18 protein-coding genes and 1 tRNA gene are annotated in these 20,485 nt (G+C 48.1%); 12 read left to right on the top strand and 7 right to left on the bottom strand.

The window, feature by feature from the left end:
• Positions 1-353 precede the first annotated feature (353 nt).
• The 5 genes from OXH00_22705 to OXH00_22685 are packed head-to-tail and all read left to right on the top strand — an operon-like array spanning position 354 to position 4,351.
• Complete coding sequence (locus tag OXH00_22705) at positions 354-1,118, top strand: PmoA family protein (protein ID MCY3743834.1); 765 nt, start codon at positions 354-356, stop codon at positions 1,116-1,118.
• Positions 1,115-2,557 (top strand): tRNA (N6-isopentenyl adenosine(37)-C2)-methylthiotransferase MiaB, encoded by a 1,443-nt coding sequence (gene miaB / locus OXH00_22700; GenBank protein ID MCY3743833.1) that lies wholly within the window; start codon positions 1,115-1,117, stop codon positions 2,555-2,557. The genes OXH00_22705 and miaB overlap by 4 nt, the downstream gene beginning before the upstream one ends.
• Positions 2,557-3,342: a type I methionyl aminopeptidase gene (gene map / locus OXH00_22695; protein MCY3743832.1), complete on the top strand. Its 786-nt coding sequence runs from the start codon at positions 2,557-2,559 to the stop codon at positions 3,340-3,342. Before miaB ends, map begins: the two co-directional genes overlap by 1 nt.
• Positions 3,330-4,010 (top strand): cytochrome c biogenesis protein CcsA, encoded by a 681-nt coding sequence (gene ccsA / locus OXH00_22690; protein MCY3743831.1) that lies wholly within the window; start codon positions 3,330-3,332, stop codon positions 4,008-4,010. Before map ends, ccsA begins: the two co-directional genes overlap by 13 nt.
• On the top strand, positions 4,007-4,351 hold the full coding sequence (locus OXH00_22685; GenBank protein ID MCY3743830.1) for a CcmD family protein: 345 nt from the start codon (positions 4,007-4,009) through the stop codon (positions 4,349-4,351). The genes ccsA and OXH00_22685 overlap by 4 nt, the downstream gene beginning before the upstream one ends.
• A gap of 268 nt (positions 4,352-4,619) precedes the next feature.
• On the opposite strand, the gene OXH00_22680 is transcribed toward OXH00_22685, so the two are convergent.
• Together OXH00_22680 and OXH00_22675 are read right to left on the bottom strand one after the other, a co-directional pair.
• Positions 4,620-5,315: a hypothetical protein gene (locus OXH00_22680; GenBank protein ID MCY3743829.1), complete on the bottom strand. Its 696-nt coding sequence runs from the start codon at positions 5,313-5,315 to the stop codon at positions 4,620-4,622.
• A 72-nt stretch (positions 5,316-5,387) separates the two neighbouring features.
• The gene (locus OXH00_22675) at positions 5,388-5,741 is read right to left on the bottom strand and encodes a hypothetical protein (protein ID MCY3743828.1); all 354 of its coding nucleotides are present in this window, start codon (positions 5,739-5,741) and stop codon (positions 5,388-5,390) included.
• 439 nt (positions 5,742-6,180) lie between these two features.
• Between OXH00_22675 and OXH00_22670 the strand changes: the two genes are divergently transcribed.
• The gene (locus tag OXH00_22670) at positions 6,181-6,648 is read left to right on the top strand and encodes an SRPBCC family protein (protein ID MCY3743827.1); all 468 of its coding nucleotides are present in this window, start codon (positions 6,181-6,183) and stop codon (positions 6,646-6,648) included.
• On the opposite strand, the gene OXH00_22665 is transcribed toward OXH00_22670, so the two are convergent.
• From OXH00_22665 to OXH00_22645, 5 genes are all read right to left on the bottom strand, one after another.
• Complete coding sequence (locus tag OXH00_22665) at positions 6,621-7,211, bottom strand: transglycosylase SLT domain-containing protein (GenBank protein ID MCY3743826.1); 591 nt, start codon at positions 7,209-7,211, stop codon at positions 6,621-6,623. The two genes, OXH00_22670 and OXH00_22665, sit on opposite strands and share 28 nt — an antisense overlap.
• Before the next feature lie 134 nt (positions 7,212-7,345).
• Positions 7,346-8,875, bottom strand: coding sequence for a hypothetical protein (locus OXH00_22660; GenBank protein MCY3743825.1), 1,530 nt, complete (start codon positions 8,873-8,875; stop codon positions 7,346-7,348).
• Positions 8,875-10,986: an NAD(+) synthase gene (gene nadE, locus OXH00_22655; GenBank protein ID MCY3743824.1), complete on the bottom strand. Its 2,112-nt coding sequence runs from the start codon at positions 10,984-10,986 to the stop codon at positions 8,875-8,877. The genes OXH00_22660 and nadE overlap by 1 nt, the downstream gene beginning before the upstream one ends.
• A gap of 300 nt (positions 10,987-11,286) precedes the next feature.
• Positions 11,287-12,612: an asparagine synthetase B gene (locus tag OXH00_22650; GenBank protein MCY3743823.1), complete on the bottom strand. Its 1,326-nt coding sequence runs from the start codon at positions 12,610-12,612 to the stop codon at positions 11,287-11,289.
• Positions 12,612-15,350 carry a hypothetical protein gene (locus OXH00_22645; protein MCY3743822.1) on the bottom strand — a complete coding sequence of 913 codons (2,739 nt, stop codon included), beginning with the start codon at positions 15,348-15,350 and terminating at the stop codon, positions 12,612-12,614. Before OXH00_22645 ends, OXH00_22650 begins: the two co-directional genes overlap by 1 nt.
• 380 nt (positions 15,351-15,730) lie before the next feature.
• Between OXH00_22645 and OXH00_22640 the strand changes: the two genes are divergently transcribed.
• The 6 genes from OXH00_22640 to OXH00_22615 all read left to right on the top strand — a co-directional run bounded on the left by OXH00_22640 (position 15,731) and on the right by OXH00_22615 (position 20,367).
• Positions 15,731-16,498, top strand: coding sequence for a hypothetical protein (locus tag OXH00_22640; GenBank protein MCY3743821.1), 768 nt, complete (start codon positions 15,731-15,733; stop codon positions 16,496-16,498).
• 24 nt (positions 16,499-16,522) lie between these two features.
• Entirely contained in the window at positions 16,523-17,251 is a 729-nt protein-coding gene (locus OXH00_22635; protein MCY3743820.1) for a DUF1080 domain-containing protein, read from the top strand.
• Between the two features lie 203 nt (positions 17,252-17,454).
• Positions 17,455-17,922 carry a redoxin domain-containing protein gene (locus tag OXH00_22630; GenBank protein ID MCY3743819.1) on the top strand — a complete coding sequence of 156 codons (468 nt, stop codon included), beginning with the start codon at positions 17,455-17,457 and terminating at the stop codon, positions 17,920-17,922.
• Positions 17,923-18,089: 167 nt separating this feature from the next.
• Positions 18,090-18,161, top strand: a tRNA-Gly gene (locus OXH00_22625).
• Between the two features lie 39 nt (positions 18,162-18,200).
• On the top strand, positions 18,201-19,304 hold the full coding sequence (locus OXH00_22620) for a tetratricopeptide repeat protein (protein ID MCY3743818.1): 1,104 nt from the start codon (positions 18,201-18,203) through the stop codon (positions 19,302-19,304).
• 34 nt (positions 19,305-19,338) lie between these two features.
• Positions 19,339-20,367 carry a hypothetical protein gene (locus tag OXH00_22615; protein MCY3743817.1) on the top strand — a complete coding sequence of 343 codons (1,029 nt, stop codon included), beginning with the start codon at positions 19,339-19,341 and terminating at the stop codon, positions 20,365-20,367.
• Positions 20,368-20,485 lie beyond the last annotated feature (118 nt).

The following is a 20,485-nucleotide window of genomic DNA, read 5'->3' as shown; positions in this document are numbered from 1 at the left end:
AGGCGTGGGTCAGAGCCATTAAGAGATACCTTGGTTAATCAGACCTCTTTTTAACTGAAAACTGAAAACTGATAACCCCAGAGCCATTCAAGTTTTAGAAGTTATTGGATTTCACGTCTTTTTTTAAGTATCCGGTTCGGTTAGGAATGCAGATCGCAAGAAACACCCCAGCAAAAACACCCCCTTTATCCCCCCTTATCAGGGGGGCAGGTGAGTACACCGCAAAACCGAACCTACCGGACCTGGGGGTGAAAATTCGATCAAAAAATGGACAATTGAGTGCCTCTGCTGATAACCCCTAAATCGCGTTTGCATTATAGTGAGATGCGTGGTATAATTTACGCATAGCATTTATGTTATACGAATTTAACGAAAAAGAATTATCCATTACAGAAGACGGTGCGCCGATACTTACTTGCTACCATGGTGGCGGGGTGGCACGTCCGCCATATCTGCATCCGTTCTATGCGCCCAACGGGCAAGTGGTAACGGGCGACACGAATATCGGGCATCAGCATCCGCCGGGAATCTGTTTCACTCGCGGAACCGTCAATGACGGGCAGCTGGGTCACGATGAAATTACGCGCGACACGGCGGCAGATTCAGCGCGATTTTCTATTGTCACGACCTGGAAAGATTCGGCAGAACCGTACCTGATAGAAACTTGCACGACAGAAGTTCATCCACGTCAGACCGAAGTGCAAGTCTTGGATATGGAGTTCTCATTACACGCACCGAGTCACTCGCTTGAATTTACGGGAGATATAGGCCTCGGTTGTCTCACTGCTGAGATGGAGTACCGGAAAGCCGCTAATGCAGACGGACGGATCGGCGAGTCAGAGGTAAATAACAATATATCGGCGTGGGGTACGCTCTGCGGACTTACGGCTGCTGAGCAGGAAGCCGTCGGGGTCGCTATCTTTCCGCATCCGTCAAACGGCGACACAACATTTCTCGCGGCGGATGCTTCTTTCGGGCACCTCTTCGCACAGACGGCACCTTTTACAATAAACACACGGACAACGCACACGTTAAAATATCGTGTGCTTGCATACATTGGCGATCTCTTCATTGTAGATTTATGGGGATACCACCAAGATTATATGAACATGTCATGATGAAAAACGAAACGCTTTTTCCACTTTATAATAATAAAGACATCCCGCATCCACCGCCGCAAAAATCGCAAGGCGGGACATCTACTGACACGCCTCAGCATGCACACGCGCGCCGGGTCTACATCGAAACTTATGGCTGTCAGATGAACGTCAGTGACAGCGAACTGATGGCAGGTATCTTAACGCAAAGTGGACACCGGACCGTGACGCATATCGACGATGCCGATGTCGTTCTCGTCAATACTTGTGCGATACGGGAAAACGCGGAAACGAAGGTTATTAATCGGCTTAAGCATCTCAACCACCGCAAACGTCGGCAGCCAGAACTCATTATCGGGGTCTGCGGTTGTATGGCGCAACATCTCCGCGACCGACTCTTGGACGCTGCACCCTACGTTGATCTCGTGATGGGACCGGATGCCTATCGGAATCTACCCATCGCGCTGGATTCGTTGACAGGTGGTGTGGAGGCGCACGTCTCCCTGAAAGACCGAGATCCGTTCCTCGGATTACGCTTGGACAAAAGCGAGGATTACGCCGACATCGCACCCATCCGAAAAGAAGGGATCCGGGCATGGCTCACGATTCAGCGAGGCTGCGATAAGATGTGCACCTTCTGCATCGTTCCTTTTGTCCGTGGTAGGGAGCGGAGTCTGCCATTGAAACTTCTCGTTGAAGATGTCGAAAAATTGGTTGACCAAGGTTTCAAAGAGGTCGTCTTACTCGGTCAGACGGTTAACTCCTATCGCGACAACGGCTCCGATTTTGGGGATCTGCTCTATGCTGTCGGCGAAGTCAACGGCTTAGAACGCGTGCGCTTTACCTCGCCACATCCGGCAGATGCGACGGAGCGTATGATTGACGCGATGGCGAGTTCTCCAACTGTTTGTAAACATTTACACCTCCCGCTGCAATCTGGATCTACGCCGGTACTTGAGCGGATGCGGCGTACCTACACAGCGGGAGAGTATCGGGTGCTCGTCTCAAAACTCCGCGAACGCATCCCTGATATTGCCCTCTCCACCGATGTTATCGTCGGTTTCTGTGGCGAAACCGAAGCAGAATTTATGGAGACGTATCAGATGATGACGGACATCCGGTACGATTCGGCGTTCATGTTCAAGTATTCTGAACGTGAAGGGACACTTGCCCACAAAGCGCTACCCGATGATGTGCCGGAGACAGAAAAGGGAGAACGCCTCAAACAGATTATTGAACTTCAGGAGCAGATTTCTGCGGAAATCAACACGGCTGCAGTCGGTGATACTGTCGCTGTGCTTGTGGAAGGCGAATCGCGTCGGGAAGCAGATAAATATTACGGAAAAACAGACGGTTTCAAAACGACAGTATTTCCCAAAGTAGATAGTAAAATCGGTGAGGTTGTCAACGTTCGCATTGACAGTACAACAGCGCATACCTTGATTGGACAGATCGTCTGATGGATAAACTTAGGATCAAAAACAGACTCGAAATTGAGAAGATGAAACGGAGCGGTAAAGCGGCTGCGACTGTACTTAAGCGCATTGGAGAGGCAATTGCTCCGGGTGTATCCACCGCCGACTTGGAACGCATTTCACGTGATACAATTGCCGAAGTCAATGCTACATCTTCCTTCTTAGGCTATCAGTTACCGGAACACAACCCCTATCCTGCCACGATATGTACCTCGATTAACGATGTTGTCATCCACGGGATTCCAGCCGAAAGCCAAGTGTTGAAAGAAGGTGACATTATCGGGATTGATACCGCTGTCAGCATTGACGGCTATCACGGCGATAACGCGTACACTTTCCCTGTTGGAGACATCTCAGTCTCAGCTGAACGGTTGCTTGACGCGACGCGAAGTTCGCTCTACGATGCGATCGCTGAAGCGAAACCGGGGAACCGGATTGGGGATATCTCTTTCAAATTACAGAATGGGGCGGAATCGCATGGGTTCTCTGTACTCCAGAGTTTTGCTGGGCACGGGATCGGACGAAACCTACACGAAGCACCGGAGGTTCCGTGTGTGGGTGTTGCCGGACGCGGGTTGCGCCTCAGACCCGGAATGGTACTCGCTATTGAAACTATGGTGAATATTGGGTTACCTGATGTACAGATGTCGCCAGACGGATGGACGATTACAACTGTAGACGGTTCCTTATCCGCTCTCTTTGAACACACGGTAGCGGTCCTTTCCGATGGTCCCGAAATTCTAACAGGGAGCGCATTGTGGGAAATCTAAGTACAAAAATAATAGCCGCTATCACTGCCATCCTCATCTTCATCTCGCTCTATCTTATCTTCGGTTACGCGCGCACTGAAGGCACAATGCTTGAGGTCCAAAAGATCTTCTATTACCATGTCTCAGCGGCACTCACCGTTTTTGTGGCATTTGGTGTCAACTGTGTTTTTAGTATCAAGTACCTTATCCAACGGAGACCGAACGACGATCTGCTGGCTGTTGCGGCGGCGGAACTCGGTGTTATCTTTTGCACGGTCGCGTTGCTGTCAGGACCCATCTGGGCGCGGTATGCATGGAACACATGGTGGAATTGGGAGGCTCGCCTCACGAGCACGCTTGTGCTCTGGCTTATGTACATCGGTTATTTTATTCTCCGCTCCGCTTTAGAAGGCGACAAGCGCGGTGTCTATTCCGCAGTACTCGGAATTATCGCTTATCTGGATGTCCCGATTGTCTATTACGCCGTAGATATCTGGCAAGGCGGATTACATCCGGACCGTGGGACAAAATGGAGTCTTGAGGCGACAATGCGGTATACATGGATGGTAGCACTGCTTGCACTGATTATGCTCTTTACATTCTTGCTAATCATCCGGTACCGAATGAAAAAGACAGAAGCCCGCTATGAGAGATTACAACAGAAATACCTTGAGGAGACATCTGGATGAAAATATTGATTTTAGCAAGTTTTGTGGTGGTTTTGGTGTTATTCATCTTTGCGACCCAAGTGCCAGTTGATATAACATCTGACAAGGTTTCAGCGGCTGTTTCAGAAGCAATCTCACAGTCCGAGGTTCCAGTGGATGAAGAGGTCGTGGAGCAGGCGGTGATAAGTTCTATTGAGATACTCGAAAAAGGGCAGAGGACCCGCCTCAAATATCTCGCCGCTGCCTATATTGTGATATGGTTGGTCTTCATGCTGTATGTCTTGCGTTTGGGACAGCAGCAACAGGCTTTAGACAAACGACTCGCGCAGCTTGAACATACCTCTGAAGGTGAGGATAACTGATAGTAGGTCTCCGTTGGGTTTCGCTATTTTCTTGACTGATATTACGGTTTAGGGTGCTGAAATGTGCTTGGGTTATCCGTATTGCTTTTCTCAACTCTGCTCTACCTAAGGGAAACACCAAAGCAAAACACCTACGATGCTATGATGCGTTTTTTCTAAAATTGCTACCTAACACCGAATCACCCATTCCGCAAATTCCCCCAATTGTCAGCGGATCTATGTCGAAAATAGAAAAAACTTAACTCCCAGTGCTAAAATCTGTTAAAATTTACTCTGTTGATATAGTCGTGCGGAATCCTGTTTCTGTCAATTCTTGTTTTACGCTGATACCCATAGCACGCAACTCCGCAATATCCCCGTCCGTAATCTCGCCTATGTTACCGCGAGAGTATTGCCATTTTAGGAAATCTAACGTCCGTCTGTTTCTCGCAGAGGGATATATCGTATTAAGTGCCTCTTGGAATTCAATCTGATTTTCAAGAGGGAAAGGTAAATCGTGAGCGAACATTCGGGTATACTTCATAATCGTGTGAACTTCTGGTATATCACCAAACTGTTCTATCATTTGGTTCAATTCTGCATTCCACAATTCCTCCCCCGCCATACCCTCAACAATCAAAGTGCCACGTTCCTTTGCGCCTTGTTCTGCGATAAAATCAGAGAACGGATCGCTACTTTTCTTGCGCAAATCTGATTCCTCGTCGTCCCACCAAGCAGGTAACACTGATATATCTTCGCTATCCGCCGGCGTGTCCTGTTCGTTTTTTTTAGATACCGACTCCGACACTAACACAGACTTAGGAATTTCTGACGCACCTTGGCGCGGTTGTACTGATTGCGGTTTATCTTTACTTGTAGGAGCTACGGGCAGGCTGTCAACAAACTTCCGCGTATTTACTTCAATATACACGCAGAACCCCACCAGCAACGCAAAAAATACGCATATCAAAATTTTCGCTTTCACTGTCACCCTCCTATCACGTCATAAGGGACAGGTAAGAGACTGGTGCAGGACACCAGCCCCTACCCTGTTTAGTTAATTACACTCACCACAATTATCGTAGACAAGTTTTGAGCGCTGCTTGTGCTTTGTCCGCTCCGACACTTGCGCGTGACCCGCATGGCCGGGCTTGTGGTCTATGACAATCTGGTTGTTTGGACCTAAAAGTGCTATGTGGTACGCGTTTGTCTCCTCAAACACAACTTCTTTAAACTGTGCCACGTTGCATTTTGTGCGAGAGGGATAGCCGATAAGCCAACACGTTTCTGTAACAATCGTTGTCTTTTTAACGTCCCAATGCGAAATAGCACCTTGAACATACACCATAGACAAAATCATAGCACCCAAAAGCACAAACGAGAAGCCGAAAACCAAACTTTTGCTTTTCATGTGAGGGGTCTCCCTTGTAAAATTATTGTTGTGTCTATAAAAAAAAGCAAGTTTCGTGCCAACCCACATGATACTGCTTTTTGACGGTACTACCACGAGCACTGAAAATGAATCCCACAGTAGAAACGAGCGTTATGATTATCAAATAACAGTCATTTGAGAGGTAATGCACATGAGCCGACTTTCAATAACAGAGGGAGCGAAGATTGGATCCGTTTCCGAATTGTGGATTGCATGTAATAAACATTCTTTTGTTTATCGTTCAATTGAAAATATGGCTAAATCCGAATATCCAGCACTTTATAGTGAAGCCCATAATTATTTGAACACGCGGACCGTAGGGACTGGGTGACCCAGCCCCTACGAGCGGGTAATACTATCGTGGCGTGTTAAATTATTTGCGGACTTTACTATAATACACAAAGCCAGGAGGAAAAAAATGAAAACATTTCTTTTTGAATCACAACGGACGCTTGAACGACCGATTACAGAAGTTTTTGAATTCTTTTCTAATGCGCATAACCTCGCTGAGATCACGCCGTCGTCGATGCACTTGGAAATTCTAACCCCAGCACCGATTGATATGTTCGTCGGAACGCGTATTGATTATCGGTTGAAACTCCGCGGGATTCCACTCCGTTGGCAGAGCGAGATTACGGAATGGAATCCACCTTATGGGTTTGTTGACGAACAACGCCGCGGTCCTTACCGACTCTGGCGGCATACACATACCTTTGATGAGACAGAAAACGGGGTCGTTGTTGGCGATTCGGTTGAATATGCGGTTTGGGGAGATGGGCTTATTAATAAATTGTTCGTGCGTCCGGATATAGAGAAGATTTTCGCCTACCGCTCAGAACAGTTAGATGAAATCTTCCGTCATAAGAAAAATAACACTTCTCCGTAAAAACAGAGCCTACCATAATAATGCATCACGCGTTTTACGTAGTTTGATGTCTCATTAAATCCTTCAAAATACCCGTGGGGAGGTGCTTCGCTTCCCCACACCTGTTTATGTATAGATGCATGTTGCTCAGTTAGTTGACCGAGTGCTTTACGCACGGGTTTCCATAACAACGGATTCGCCTTTTGTTGATGCCGGGCAAGGGCTTGTGCGTCGCGAACGCGGCCGAGACCGGCGTTATAACTTGCTAATACCAGTCGGTGTTGATGATCCTGTTGACTTTCTATAAACGCATGATAGAGTGTATGTAGGTGCCGTGCTGCACCAGCGATGCTCTGCTCCGCATCTAATGGGTCTTCAACGCCGAGTTCTTTTGCTGTTTTAGGCATCAGTTGTGTCAAACCTTGTGCGCCCACAGCACTTTGCGCTTTTTCGTTGAACCCGGATTCTTGGACAATCAGTGCACAGATGAGCCGCGGGTCCAAATTCTCTTTAACGGCATATTTCTGGATCAGTGGCTTGTATTTAAGAATCTTCGGTGTCAGCGCGAGCAGTCGCAGATCCATGTGAGGGTTAATGATACCACTGAACACAAGGAACAAAGCGATTGCTGCGGTAACAAAGATGAGTGTGCGTTTCCGAATCATTGATTAGTTCCGTAGGAGGTGCGGATATAGGAGCAATGATACATAACCGATAACTATAGGTAATAACCCAACTGGAACATGAGTTTGTGTCTTTGACTTATTTTCCCTTTACGGTGTTCACTATTTCGCGTGTGGTGCCATGCGTAGGAGAGAAATAGATTCCACGTATCTAATGGACGATAGGAAAACCGCCCGCCGATCTCCGTTGTTCGTGCGACGATACCCGTAGGAAACGGAAGTGAATCGTAATCTTCACCATAAAACCGGTCGGCGATGCTGCCTTCACCTTGACGGGTTAGCCCTGCGCGAACCTCCGCCGCCGCGGAGACAGTCAATTGATAGGATGCCGAAAGTCGCAATGTATCTGAATCGTTACTGATGGGATGTCCAATTGCATAGCCGAAGTGTGTGAACTGGTTATCAGGATCGAGATGTGTGTACGCCCATCGATTGACCCGGGCGTATTCGCTATGGATTCCGAGTTGGCGATCGAGATGTTGTGGATACCACGTCAAGCCCAAAATCCATGCGACTGCGTGTGGATCGTTGGAATCAGATTCATATTGGATATCGTCGATAACCCATTCCGCATAGAGGCGCACGCCGTCAATAGGACGGATCGCCGCATCGAAGGCAAACATAACATTATCATCGGCTTTTGCGTTATATTGTAGCGCGTAGTAGAAGGTGAAAGGGTTCGCATACTTCCACTCGAGCGTTTGCGCATCGCCGCCGTAAAGCACCCACTCGGCGACACCGATTTCGACGCGATCGTTGTATTGATAGTCGAGTCGGTGTCCACTCAGATAGCGTTTCGCCAGATAGCGTTTTGTGCCATCGTCATACCATGTTGAATCCAGTTGTGTCGTGAAAGCTGTCGCTTTGAGTCGTTTTCCAAGTGTACCCGTCAGTCGAACTTGGTCAAACGGAGGTGAGTTATCCGAGATCCCTACCGTTTTATACCGACTCGCCCCCCAGAAAGTCCAATCCCTGCCGACAAGCAGGTTAAGATGTTCACCATTTACCTGTAAATAACTCCTTTTGAAGTCCATAGTGTACTCGCCACGCCACCGTTCAAGCCGTTGTCCTGCTGTCTTTCCGTCAAGCGGGGGACTCTCAAAGTTATGCGCTTCAAATTGAGAATAAAGTGCTAAGCGCGGTGCTGACCGTGGTTTAAACGTCCCTGTTGTCCAGTGAAAAGCTGCCGCAAGTGCTGGTGCTATTTTTTTTTCTGTCGCACGGAGTTGCGGAAGAAAGTCTATTCGCCTTCCATCGCTATCTGTGAGTTCTCTATGAAACGCTCGTTTCAACTTTTCAAGGAGTTTCCGATCTATCTCTGATGGAATGACGCGCCTTGCGCGTATTCGCGATTCGGCCTGTCGTATAATTTGTGCGACCTCTGCTCTCGAGAGTGGTGCGGTCTGCCGATGGAATCCGCCTGTGATACCGTCGGTTTCCAACTTCGCAAGTGCATCGGTAACCCATCCGTCAAAGTTTACGGGTACATTGGGCGCGCCGGACGCGGTGTTGAAAGTGAACATGGCGGTGAAGATAAAGATTGTGTTTTTTAAAATTGGGTGCATCACGCCTGCGCCTCCAATTTTCTGACGCAGGTATCAATATGCCGGAATTGCCACGTCCAGCGCGTGTTATAGAGGAACTGCCGTAGGTCAAATCGGTTGTCGTCCGGCGAATAAGATTCAGCGTGGTAGGCGGGGGTTAGCGTCGTCATTTTATGGCGATTGATGGCGTAATATTTAAAGAAGCGTTTTACCTTTTCGGCGACCTCGCGCGGCGGTAGATGATCCCACTCCTGAACTAATTTTTCAAACATACTCACGGGGCCACACTGCTCCATTTTCCGAAGCTGCCCAAATCGACTCAATTCGGCATAAGTCATTCCCATGTCGTCTTCATCGGTTTGCGTATAAGTTTCGGTGATTGGTTCGAGTTCTGCTGTTGGCGGTGCCTCTACAATCTCAGCGAGCGCGGTATAACCGAGATGATGTTCCGCCCATTTTAGGAAACGCCGCAGATCGTGTTTGCTTATCCCACCGATCGGATTGATGTCCCCGCTGCTGCAATCGTATTTTGTGAGGTAACCGCGCAGGGCTTCGTCAACGTTACCGGTGCCTAAAACGAGAAGTGTGCCTTCACGGTTCCTGACCCACGGCATCATCTGCGCGAATAGGTAACTCAGCACCATCCGTAGCCTTGCTTGTATGTTCTGTAGTGCCTGATTTTCCTGATGGGTACCCCCTTCAACCTTGAATCTCGGTTTTTTCTGGGTAATACGCGTAAAGAGTGATTGCAGCGCGTTCACAAGTCCATCCATATTGATGTCGAGATGATGTGCGCCAATCTGCGCCGCGAGTTGTTTTGCGCGTTTCCGGGTCTCGCGCGAACTATTCTCTGTACCAATATAGCATGTATACAACAGACGATTGGCGAGGGCACCCGGGTCTGCGAAAACATCGGGTGTTTCACCGTCGGCAAGCCAACGGTTGATGTCGTTGATGACGGCTCTATCTTTTTCACGTATCGCTTTTGCTACCAACTGGCACATTGAACCGACGAGTGTCGCAACGGCACCGCTGTCTGCGCCGCCAGAGAGTGGGATAAAATAACCCTCTGCACCAGATCTGCGTAGGTAATCCCAGAGCCAGCAGGCGGGCCCCAAAGCGATCTCTTCTTCCGGTTCGTGCGTATGTGGCTCGATTGGAAGAGAAGATTGGAAGAGAATATTGGAAGATTGAGCACCCTTCCCGCCTTCTATTTCCATATCAAAATCAATGTCTATCTGTGGAAGTTGCTCGGTTTTACTCGCTTGCACAGCACGACTCGCCTTCGCCCCTCGATAGGTGCGAACATCGTGAAGATTTACCGTGGCCGTGACGACCTCTACATCCTTGAGTGAGAATTGGGAGCCTTGCGCCAAAATCTCACCGTTTTGGGCAATCAGTGCGCAGCCATCGAAATAGAGTCTACCCCCGTCACATCCTTGTTGGTTCGCGTAGAGATAGATACCCCCGTTTTTGGCACTCGCGTTCCGAATCAGCGCGATACGTGTATCGAGTTTTCGTAACTCATGGTGAGAACCGGAACCGTTTGCGATAATCTCGACACCAGCGTTACCGAAATGGATATGTGGACTCATCGGCACAAAGAGTTCTTCGCAGGTTTCAGCTGCCAAAAGCGTATCCGCAGTCGCTATCGCTGCGATACCGATGGGTACCTGCCGTTGCCCAGTCAGTTCGGTAATCTCGCGTGGCAGTGTGTACGGCTCGGTTGTCCAACCCCGCTCCCATGCCACAAACCAGCGGTGCTCCCGGTAATTGCCATCGCTCGCCAGGACCATCTTTGGACGGATTAACAACAACTTGCCATCTAACACGAAGACCCGGCAGTTATAACGGACATTTTTGTACATGACAGGCATCCCAATATCGCACAGGATGCCGTCAGTATGCCCACCTTTGAGGATACCCGCAAGCGATTCCCAGCTATGCCGCAGCGTGTCAAGTTCCAGAAAATGATCTTCACAAGAGTAGCCTGTGATTTCCAGTTCCGGTCCCAACCGATACCGCGCACCACTCGCTTTTGCGATCTCAATAGATTCAATAATACGCGCCGTATTGCCCTCAAAATCGAGGCTCCATTGATTCAGGTTGCACGTTGCGAGTGTAATTTTCATAAGCGTTTGTAAACCTGTCAACTTTGTCGTTAAAAGTTGTTAAGCTTCAGCAGCTGAAAAGTCCTACTAATAGATATAGTAGCAGTTCTAATATGCACCCGTATCCCATACATCCTTCTGCTGTTGACGCTTTCTTTTTTTTTCCTCTACTTCAGGCGATTCTGCCTTCGCCGTTGCATCATTTTTTTCTATGCGTGATTCTTCCATTATTCACCTGACCTCCGCTATGAAAAACCTTTCAAAAGATACGCGTGCCACCAACCCTCTTTAGCCCTGTAAGGGCGATATGTTTATAAGTATTCACGTTTTCTGCGGTTTCTTACGAGCGGCTGGAAATAGGATGTTATTCAAGATGAGCCTATATCCGGGTGAATGTTTATGCAAATCGAGGTTCGTCGGGATTGCCCCTTCGCCGACAAGGTGGCGATAATCCTCTGGGTCGTGTCCACCGAGAAATGTAAAGGTGCCTTTCCCTAATTTACCGTGGATATATTTCGCATAGTTCGTGCCTTCTACCTGTCCGAGAATCGTGATAGACCCCCGAATCTTGTCCATATTAAACGAGGTCGTCTGACCGAGATAGCCCGGCACAACGCTAACATGGTTTTGCGTGAGCATTGTTGGGATTGGATCGTGCTTTGCCGCGAATTCAAAAAGTTTGAAATCTTCAACGCCACTCTGTGCGTCTCTATCAGGGTTCGGATTGTCTATGTCCGAAAATTCGTATCGATACGGATTCGTATGGAGGCTGAAATTCTCAAATGCCAAGGTACGCTGAAAGTCGAGTCGCGCTTCAGCATCCCCGGCAATCGGTGTTCCATCGAGTTCAGGTGCTACGATGTCAATTGATCCGCCACGTGTCGCCAGCGCAATGTCGAGTGTTTCGGGTGCAGAGCACATGGCGAAGATAAATCCACCGTTAGCGATATAGTCTGCTATCATTTGGGCGGTTTGTCCCTTATGTTGGGCGACCCTTTGAAATCCGGCTTCCGCTGCCGCCTGCTCAAACATCAGTGTCCGTTGCTGATACCAGACTTGCGTCGAAAACGAGGCGTGAAACTTACCGTGCTGACCGGTGAAATCCTCGTGGTGTAAGTGGAGCCAGTCGTAGCCTTTTGCCTGTAGAACGCCGCTTTGTACCTCTTTATCCCAGATTTCGTCATAGGGGATCTGAGCATAATCCAGCGCAATTTTGACGGCATCGTCCCACGGATCTCGATACGGAGATGCCTCTGATGGCGCATATACGGCGATTTTCGGTGCTTTTTCTAAGAGAATCTCGTCCATATTGCTGCCTTCAAGAACAGATTGCTTAATGCTGGTATAGTCGGCATCGCTCATCGGTTCAAAACGGACACCCATTAGGACAGCACGGACGCGCACATCTTGTGAATCTGGGAGAACGAACGCACCACCGCGGTAGTTCAACCACCAGTAGCATCGGTACTCACGTGGCACTTGCAGTGCCCAGTACGTCAAGCCGTAGGCTTTCAGGTGGTTGGTCTGCTTCCCCTGTTCCATCGGTATCAAGAGCCACTGTGCAGTGGCAGCGTTGACCGCAATAAGGGATATTATCAGTATAGAAAATCGGACAATGTGAGTTAATTGGGTGTAAGATTTTTTCATCATTCCTCACGTTTAGTATTAGTTTGGACATCGCCCCCTAAAATGGCAGGTTCATGTCCAAAAATGATCTGACCGTTGTGCATCAGCGGTGCTTCGGTGGTTATTGGGCTTTCCGTGTTAATTCTCCAGAGTTGACCGTTGTTTTCATATAAAATCCAATGTCCTTCAGGCGGAATCCAGACCGGATGAGAGCCGCCTTTCTGGGTTAACTGTCGTTCTGTCGGCACGCCGTCGCCTGCGTAGGTGATGAGCCAAATTTGCTGATGATTGCCGTCCGTGCGTGTGAATGCCAACCGATTTGGATCGGCAGGCGACCAAGCCGGTTGCGTATCATCTGCTGGGGACACTACAATCGGTTCTACACTCGTTTTCACTTGATCAAATGCGTAGATATTTCGTCTCCGTTTCTCAGCGTTTGAAGCGATGTCATCCGGATTTTCGATTGTTCCCGCTGTGACATACGCGAGCATGCTACCATCGCTATTCCAAGCAGGTGTGAAACTTTTCAACGCAGTTGATGGAACAACATATTCGGATCCACTCGGAATGTGCCGCATAACAACCCGACTCCGATTGCCAACATCCGGGCGTGTATAAGCGACATATTGTGCGTCCGGCGAGATTGCCACATCCTTTGCCATCTCGCGTCTATCAAGCAGCAAACTCCCATCGGGTATATCGGGGCTTCGGATGATAACGTTCCCGTCTGGGTCTTGGTAGGTAAGTGTCCCGTCGTTTGCGACTGTCGGGCTGTGTCCAGTGTCGAATGGGACACTCATACCATCGGGCGAAATCCCCCAGATGATATTGTCATAAGTCAAGTAGATAACGCCGGGAAATTGTTCAGTTTGTGGCGGGTCCTGCTGTTCCGTAGTGGTGAGGTCTCTGGGTTCAGGTGCTGCTCTCCTATTTTCCTCTATCTTTGCGGCAACGCCTGCCTTAGGCGTGAATTCTTCTATGTCTCCAAGTTCCCAACCGACACCGTTTGCTTCCCAGAGGAAACCGATGCCTTTTGTCCAATATTTCCACTCCTCATTTACACGTCCGTTGCGGGTAATGCTAAAGACATCTTCGGGTTCACCGAAGCGTCTTTTGATTTCCCAGCGTCCGCCATCCTCAATCTCTGCCATATTCCCATCTTTATCAATGTAACTTGCGAGGATTTCAATGTTGATATGAGATGTTATCTGCCCAGGAAAGACATTGACGGGGGCAGGCTCACCGCGCACCGGGTGGCGCGTGCCATATATCCCAACACCATCAGTGATGCCTGTTTTGCCATCGTTGTTTGCATCCATTACTGCCATGACATAATAGGTGCCCGGTAGGGCATTAACTTGATAGTTACCATCTCCAGCAACTGTAATCGGCATCGCGATGGGTGCTCGGAAGTCAGGGGCATACGAAAGCGTTAAAATACCTTGTTGAATCGGATAGCCATCCCATGTAATGCGCCCTGCGATAATGCCCTGTTCAATATGCGTTTCAATGCCGGGCGGTGTCGCGTGGAGGTGTCCGTTTGCATCGTAGTGCGCGCTTATAAGGAGATCAATCTTCCGATTTTCACCCGCACTGAGTGTGATCGGTACCGGGGGCTGCGTTGTGATATCCACGGTTCCATAGCCGCCCAAACCGTCGCCTTCACTATATCTGCCATCTTTATTGGCATCTAAGTTAACGATAACATAATATTCACCAGGTGGCAGGGCTATATGAAATGTGCCGTCGATAGCGGTTTCGCCGCTCGCGATAGGGGTGACTAAAGTAGATTCAGCGTACACCTCTATGCGCGCAGATGTCCCTTCAGGGAGCGATACTTTACCTGTGAGTATACTTGAATTTTCCTGGGATGTCTTTTTCTGTTGTTGATAAGTAGCACTAATTGTTATGCCAATATCTGTGATGAGTTTGTTGGGTGAAATCAATACGGGTTCAGGGAATTCCCCGCGTTTGCGCATGTTTGCGACACCATAAAACCCGAAGTCATCTCCGGCATCGAGTTTATTCGTCTTATTGTTATCGACAATCGCCATTAGATAGTATTTGCCCGGCGGCAAATTGAGTATCCATGCCCCTGAATCCGACACAGTGGTAATCCCTGCACGATATTTCCAAGATAAATCTGTATAAGCGAGAATTAAGGCTTTACGCCCTTCAAGCGCGAAAGGCGTTGGGTTTTCCTCGTCAAGTGCGAGGCTAAGGGTCCCGCTACAACCAGAGGTTGCTGCACGTAAATCGGCTTGGAACTGTTGGAGTTCGGTCGGTCGATATCGGGATGCTGGAACGAGGTTAAATTTTCCATCAGTCCGTGTTGCTCGCGCGATTATCGGGATCTCTATGCTCCGAATGGTTTCTCTGTGATTTACTTTGATTATCTGATACTTCTGTTTCTCGTCATCCCACTGAGTTATCCCGAAGATACCGAAGCCGTCCCCGGCATCGAAATTGCCTGACTTGTCAACATCTACATAAGCCGCGAGATAATATTGACCGGGTTCGACGCTAAGTTCAAACTGCCCATCACCGAGTTTTGGAATCCCACTGATGTACAACTCCCGTAGTTTTTCATCCCGATAGACGGACACATTCGCATGCGACAGATCGTGGCCATCCCAAATAATCCGTCCTGTTATCGTGGCTGTCATCCGTCTCGTGTCCGCATTTTCTTGGGCGGAAAGGTGTTGGCAGAATATTCCAATACTGATGACGAGTGATAGCAGCAGCGTCAACCGTTTCATATTTTATTCCTTTAACCGTGTTCTTGCTATTTGGTTTTAAGTTACGTGCTATTAATAGTAACACATACAAGGATAATTTGCAAGTGACGCGTTACTTTCGAGGAGCGTCATTCAACGCCCTTAATTTCTATTCTCCGCTTGATGTCTTTTGGTTGTTGGAGTGACCTCCCGATAGTGACGCTCATTGGACGTTGATTGCTGATGGCTGGCAACTGAAAACTGAAAATTTAAAGACCTCTAAAATCATTTGACTTTCACATAAAATATATGGTATAATATTCTTGACTTACCTAATGCGGGTAGCCGCACAATCTGTTTTCTGTCCGCAAGATAAACTGCCCGCGCTGAATCTAACCTGAACCAAACAGGAGCAATTCGCAATGAGAATGAAAGTCTATTATATTTTTGCTGTTTTGTTGGTGTTAAGTCTCTCGACACCAGCAGTATTTGCCCAAGGCGCCCAAGCAGACAAACTGCTTGGATGGTGGCTATTTGATAGTGAAAAAGACGAAATTGGAAACTGGGATGATATAGACCTCCACGGTGCCGAACTCAAAGATGGTCAACTTGTTGTTGCGACCGGAAAATGGGCACACGCACTTGAGTATACGGGTCCCGATATCGAAGAAAAGACATTGATGACATGGGTTGCTTTGGATAGTCTCGCGGCAACAGCAGGCTCAGCACTCACATTGGACAAAGTGAGCGAAGACCAGTTCAATGCAATTGTCTACGCCGAACGCCAACCGAGTCAGTGGATGTCTGGAAGCAGTTGGTTCCACCGTACTGAGGATTTTCCCAAAGCCCACAATGAAAAGAAAGAAGGCGAACTGGTTTACTTAGCCTTCACTTACGAAGATAAGGGTGGAACTTACAAAATAACTGGCTACCGTAACGGTGTGAATCTTGGTAGTTATGAAAAGGGCGACATTAAAACCTGGCCAACGGGTGATGCTGAAGCCATTTGGGGCAAACGGCATACAAACGGACTTGGTGGCCCCGGCGAGCTCAACGCGCACATCGAGGAGTCCCGTATTTACTCCGTCGCATTGACCGAGGCCGAAGTTAAAGAGATGGAAATCGGAACGCTTTCTGTTGAACCCCAAGGTAAACTCGCTACACAGTGGGGTAGACTTAAGGCAAAATAAATGTTTTAAGGGTAGGGTGAGGTGATGGTGCCTCGCCCTACTGTCCGTTTAACCGAACTCGTCAACATGATGGGCATTATGAAAAGCGGATTTGCATTATTTATGGTGTGCATCAGTATCTGTCTCGTCTCTGTTGCCACTGCTGAAGAGCAGATATGGACGTTTGACAACGATGCCGCCGATTGGACCCCCGCGAACGGAAGTTGGGAAGTGGAAGAAGGGGTCTATAAGCAGACAATGCGCTGGGGTAAAGCACAGCATACGTTGGCTGATGGCGCCGACTGGGCAGATCACACTTTAGCGGCTAAGGTCCGCATCGAAGCAGGACATTGGGCTGGCATCGTTTTCCGAGCACAAAGTGAATTTGAGTATTATGTGTATCTCATTTGTCCGAAGGAGAACAAGTCCGAATTATGGCGTCATCGCCGGAGTACTGCTTTTAAAGATGGGTTTGAAGGACGAGATGAGATTGAACACGACATTGAGCCTATCGGACTAACGCTTGCCCGTCAGGAATGGTTCACACTCCAGGTCGAAGTTAAAGGCAGCCAGATCACTGTCGCTATTAACGGCATAAAGCAAGGGGTCTTTATTGATGAGGCGTATCCCTTCGGAAGAGTTGGTGTCTGGACGTGGGATACCCAAGCGAGTTTCGACGATGTCAGTGTTAACGGCAATACAGCGGCTACGCTCACAGCAATTGAACCGCGAGGCAAACTTGCGACATCGTGGGCAGCCTTGAAAAGGAAATAATTTTTCCATAAACCGAAACGATATAAACGGCGCTAAGCGCGCTTTCCAATAGGACTTACGCAATTTTGATTTTAGCACACACTGTTAAGTAGGGTGCTTGGAAAAAACGCAGACGGTCTCTTGGCACAGGAGACCAACAGTCTCCTATGCTACAAAAGAGCAGCATGCGTAAGTCCTATCCAAGTGCATATAGGAGGATTTTAATGGCAGATGTAGGCAGTGCTGCACCGGATTTCACCTTGAACGGGGCAGTCAATCAAGAAGATACCGAAGTTTCACTGAGCGACTATTCAGGCAAAAATTTAGTAGTGCTCTTTTACCCGCTCGCTTTCTCACCCGTCTGTGCTGAGCAAGTGCCAGATTTCAACGAAAATCTTGATGCGATTCGAGCGAAAGGTGCTGATGTTATCGCTATCAACCGCGATTCGACCTTCGCACACAAGGCATGGAGCCAGGAACTCGGCGGTGTCGATTTCCCATTGCTTGCGGATATGAATCTTGAGGTATCCAAGCAGTTCGGCATGGCACTCGAAGCGGTCGGTATTACCACGCGCGGCGTATTCATTGTTGATAAGGCAGGGAACATCGCCTTCAAGCACGTCGAAGATGCACCGCCGGATAATACGCTAAGTGCAGCGCAGGTCTTGGGTGAATTAGATAAATTGCAGTAGATATTCCGGATGACCCATATTGTAGGCGAAGTCCGCATGTCTTAGCGCAACGAAAAAGCGGGCATCAGGCGAAACTTGCGACCCATAATTGTTTATCCTGCCGATGCCTGCTTCTTGTTTTAACTTTCCTTGACAATCCCAGAAGTGTATGATATAATAGAATTAATGCGGGTGTAGCTCAGCGGTAGAGCGTCAGCTTCCCAAGCTGAGGGTCACGGGTTCAATTCCCGTCACCCGCTTATATCCGGACTTATAATTGTGTGAAACTGAGGAAAAACATGGCACGAAACAAACGGCTAACGAAAGAAGAGATTCAAGAAGATAAATTTATTGAAGGGCTCCTGAAAGTCTACGCGTTTTTGAAGGCAAACCTTCAAACGATTATCGTCGCAGCAGTCGTCATCCTTGTCGCTGTTGCGGGGTATGCAGCGTATTATCAGAATCAAGAGAGCCGTCGCGCTGAAGCCACCCTTGCACTCCGACAAGCCACCGAGGCATACCAGAAAGCAGAAGAGAGCCTTTTGGATGCTGAAAAATTGGCTGAAAGTGAGGCGCTGCTTCAGACAGCGCAGACCGAGCTTAAGGCGGTCTTTGAGAAATACGCAAATACCACTTTTGCGGATAGAGCGCGTTATCAGTACGCAAATACCCTCTATTATCAAGGCAACTATCCGGAAGCTCGCACACAATTCCAGCAGCTCATTGAAGGACATCAACCCGAAAATCAGATGGATAGTTTGTACGCACAGAAGGCGATCGGCTACACCTATGAACAGGAAGGTGACTATGAAAAAGCGGTCGCTGCCTATCAAGCGAAGGCTTTTCCACCTACACCGCAACTCTCGCCAGAGATTCGCAAGTTTGTGCTGCTGGAAGCCAAATTTAACCAAGCACTTGCTTATGAAAAATTAGGGGATTTAGAGACAGCGCGTAACACCTATAAAGAGATCGTAGATGAATTCCGAGGTACCCTTGATGCTGGACTGGGAGAAAAAAGTCGTGAACTACTCGAAGACGCAAAGATGGTTATCGCGTCTATTGACGAACCCATTGATGTTTCAAATGCAAAGAAACTTGAAGACGAAAAACAGTACCTTGAGGCTTATGTCGCTTATGCCGATGCGATTCGCACCTATAAAGTGGACAAAGACATTCAAGGTGGACTCTCCTTGGAACTCCGAAAACAGATCAGTGGCTTTGAAAAAGGAGCAACGACAGTCATAAATAGCATTCAAAATGCTCGACGTGCTGAAAGTGAGGGACGCGAAAGTTCCGCACTGTACAGTTACGATACGGTTGTTGAACTTGAAACATTGGGATTAAGTCGTCGTCTCTATGAGAACGCTCTTTTCCAGTATAAAAGGCTTGGATCTGCTCAATAATTATCTATATTTTTTATTTTTTTAAGGAGCCTCGATGATATATAATAATAGTACGATAGCTCTTTATACCGCTAAAGTCGGTAGGATAGTGCTTTTCTGTATGCTTATCTTAATCTCCTTTTCATTTACACAGATGAGCGAAGCTGCGCCTACTGGTCAACTCGCTTACGCCGTCAACGGATTTGACGAGAATTTGGGGCGTTTCGATTGGAATCTCTATGCGACCGCAATTAAAGACACTAACAATTTGAGTGCTATCTCTTTAAATCACAAAGGTATGTATCCAGCATGGGGACCCAACGGAGATTTACTTTATTTTATTCAGTGGCATGGCGGGCAATCCGATGTCTATTCTATTAACCCTGACAACCCCAAAAATAAGAAGCGGATTACACAGATTTCGGGGACATATCGGTTCCTTGCGGCTTCTCCGAATGGTAAGTATCTCGCTTTCAACGGTTGGACAATGGAACAACTTCCACAAGACAATCAGATTTGGCTGTTTGACCTCGAGAGCGGGGAAATGGAAGCCGTGACGCAAGTTCCACATTTCGGGTGGCCCTACTCATTCTGGGGTATTTCTTGGGCACCGAATGGAAAGCGGCTCGTCTTTTCGCTCTCCAGGCCTGGGTGGTTGGAACACCTCTACATTTTAGACATTGAAACAAAGGAAATAGAGATATTAACTGAGCTGAACAAAGATTTCTATCCCGTCTGGGCACCCGATGGGCAACGCATCCTCTTTTTTCGATGGAATAGAGAATTTGATACCTTCTGCCTTATTGACGTTGAGTCTAAGGTTATTGAACCTTTGTTTGACGTTGACAAAGCAACCGGATATTGGGCTGACTGGTCGCCTGAAGGAGATTATATGATTTATTCTCGATGGGGGACCGTCTACCTATACGATTTTGCAAGTGGAGAGACCGAGGAGCTCGTCGAAATTGATGGCAGCGTATTTGTCCTATCGTGGTTGCGGGACATTCGGATACTACCTGTTGAACCGCAGAAAAAATTAGTCACAACTTGGGGCAGTATTAAACAGGGTACCGCTCAGCACTAGTAGTTTGTCACATCTAAACTGATAGCTAGTTCGTAGTGGTGCGATTCACGGCACCTTGAGACGTGCGATGAATCCCACTACTACAAACCATCATTTGAAGGTTGACAGACTACTAGCA

It is taken from the genome of Candidatus Poribacteria bacterium, assembly GCA_026706025.1.
In the GTDB taxonomy this organism is placed as follows: Bacteria; Poribacteria; WGA-4E; order WGA-4E; family WGA-3G; genus WGA-3G.
The sequence above is the reverse complement of the archived record's forward strand: the minus strand, read 5'-3'. Positions and strand labels throughout refer to the sequence as shown.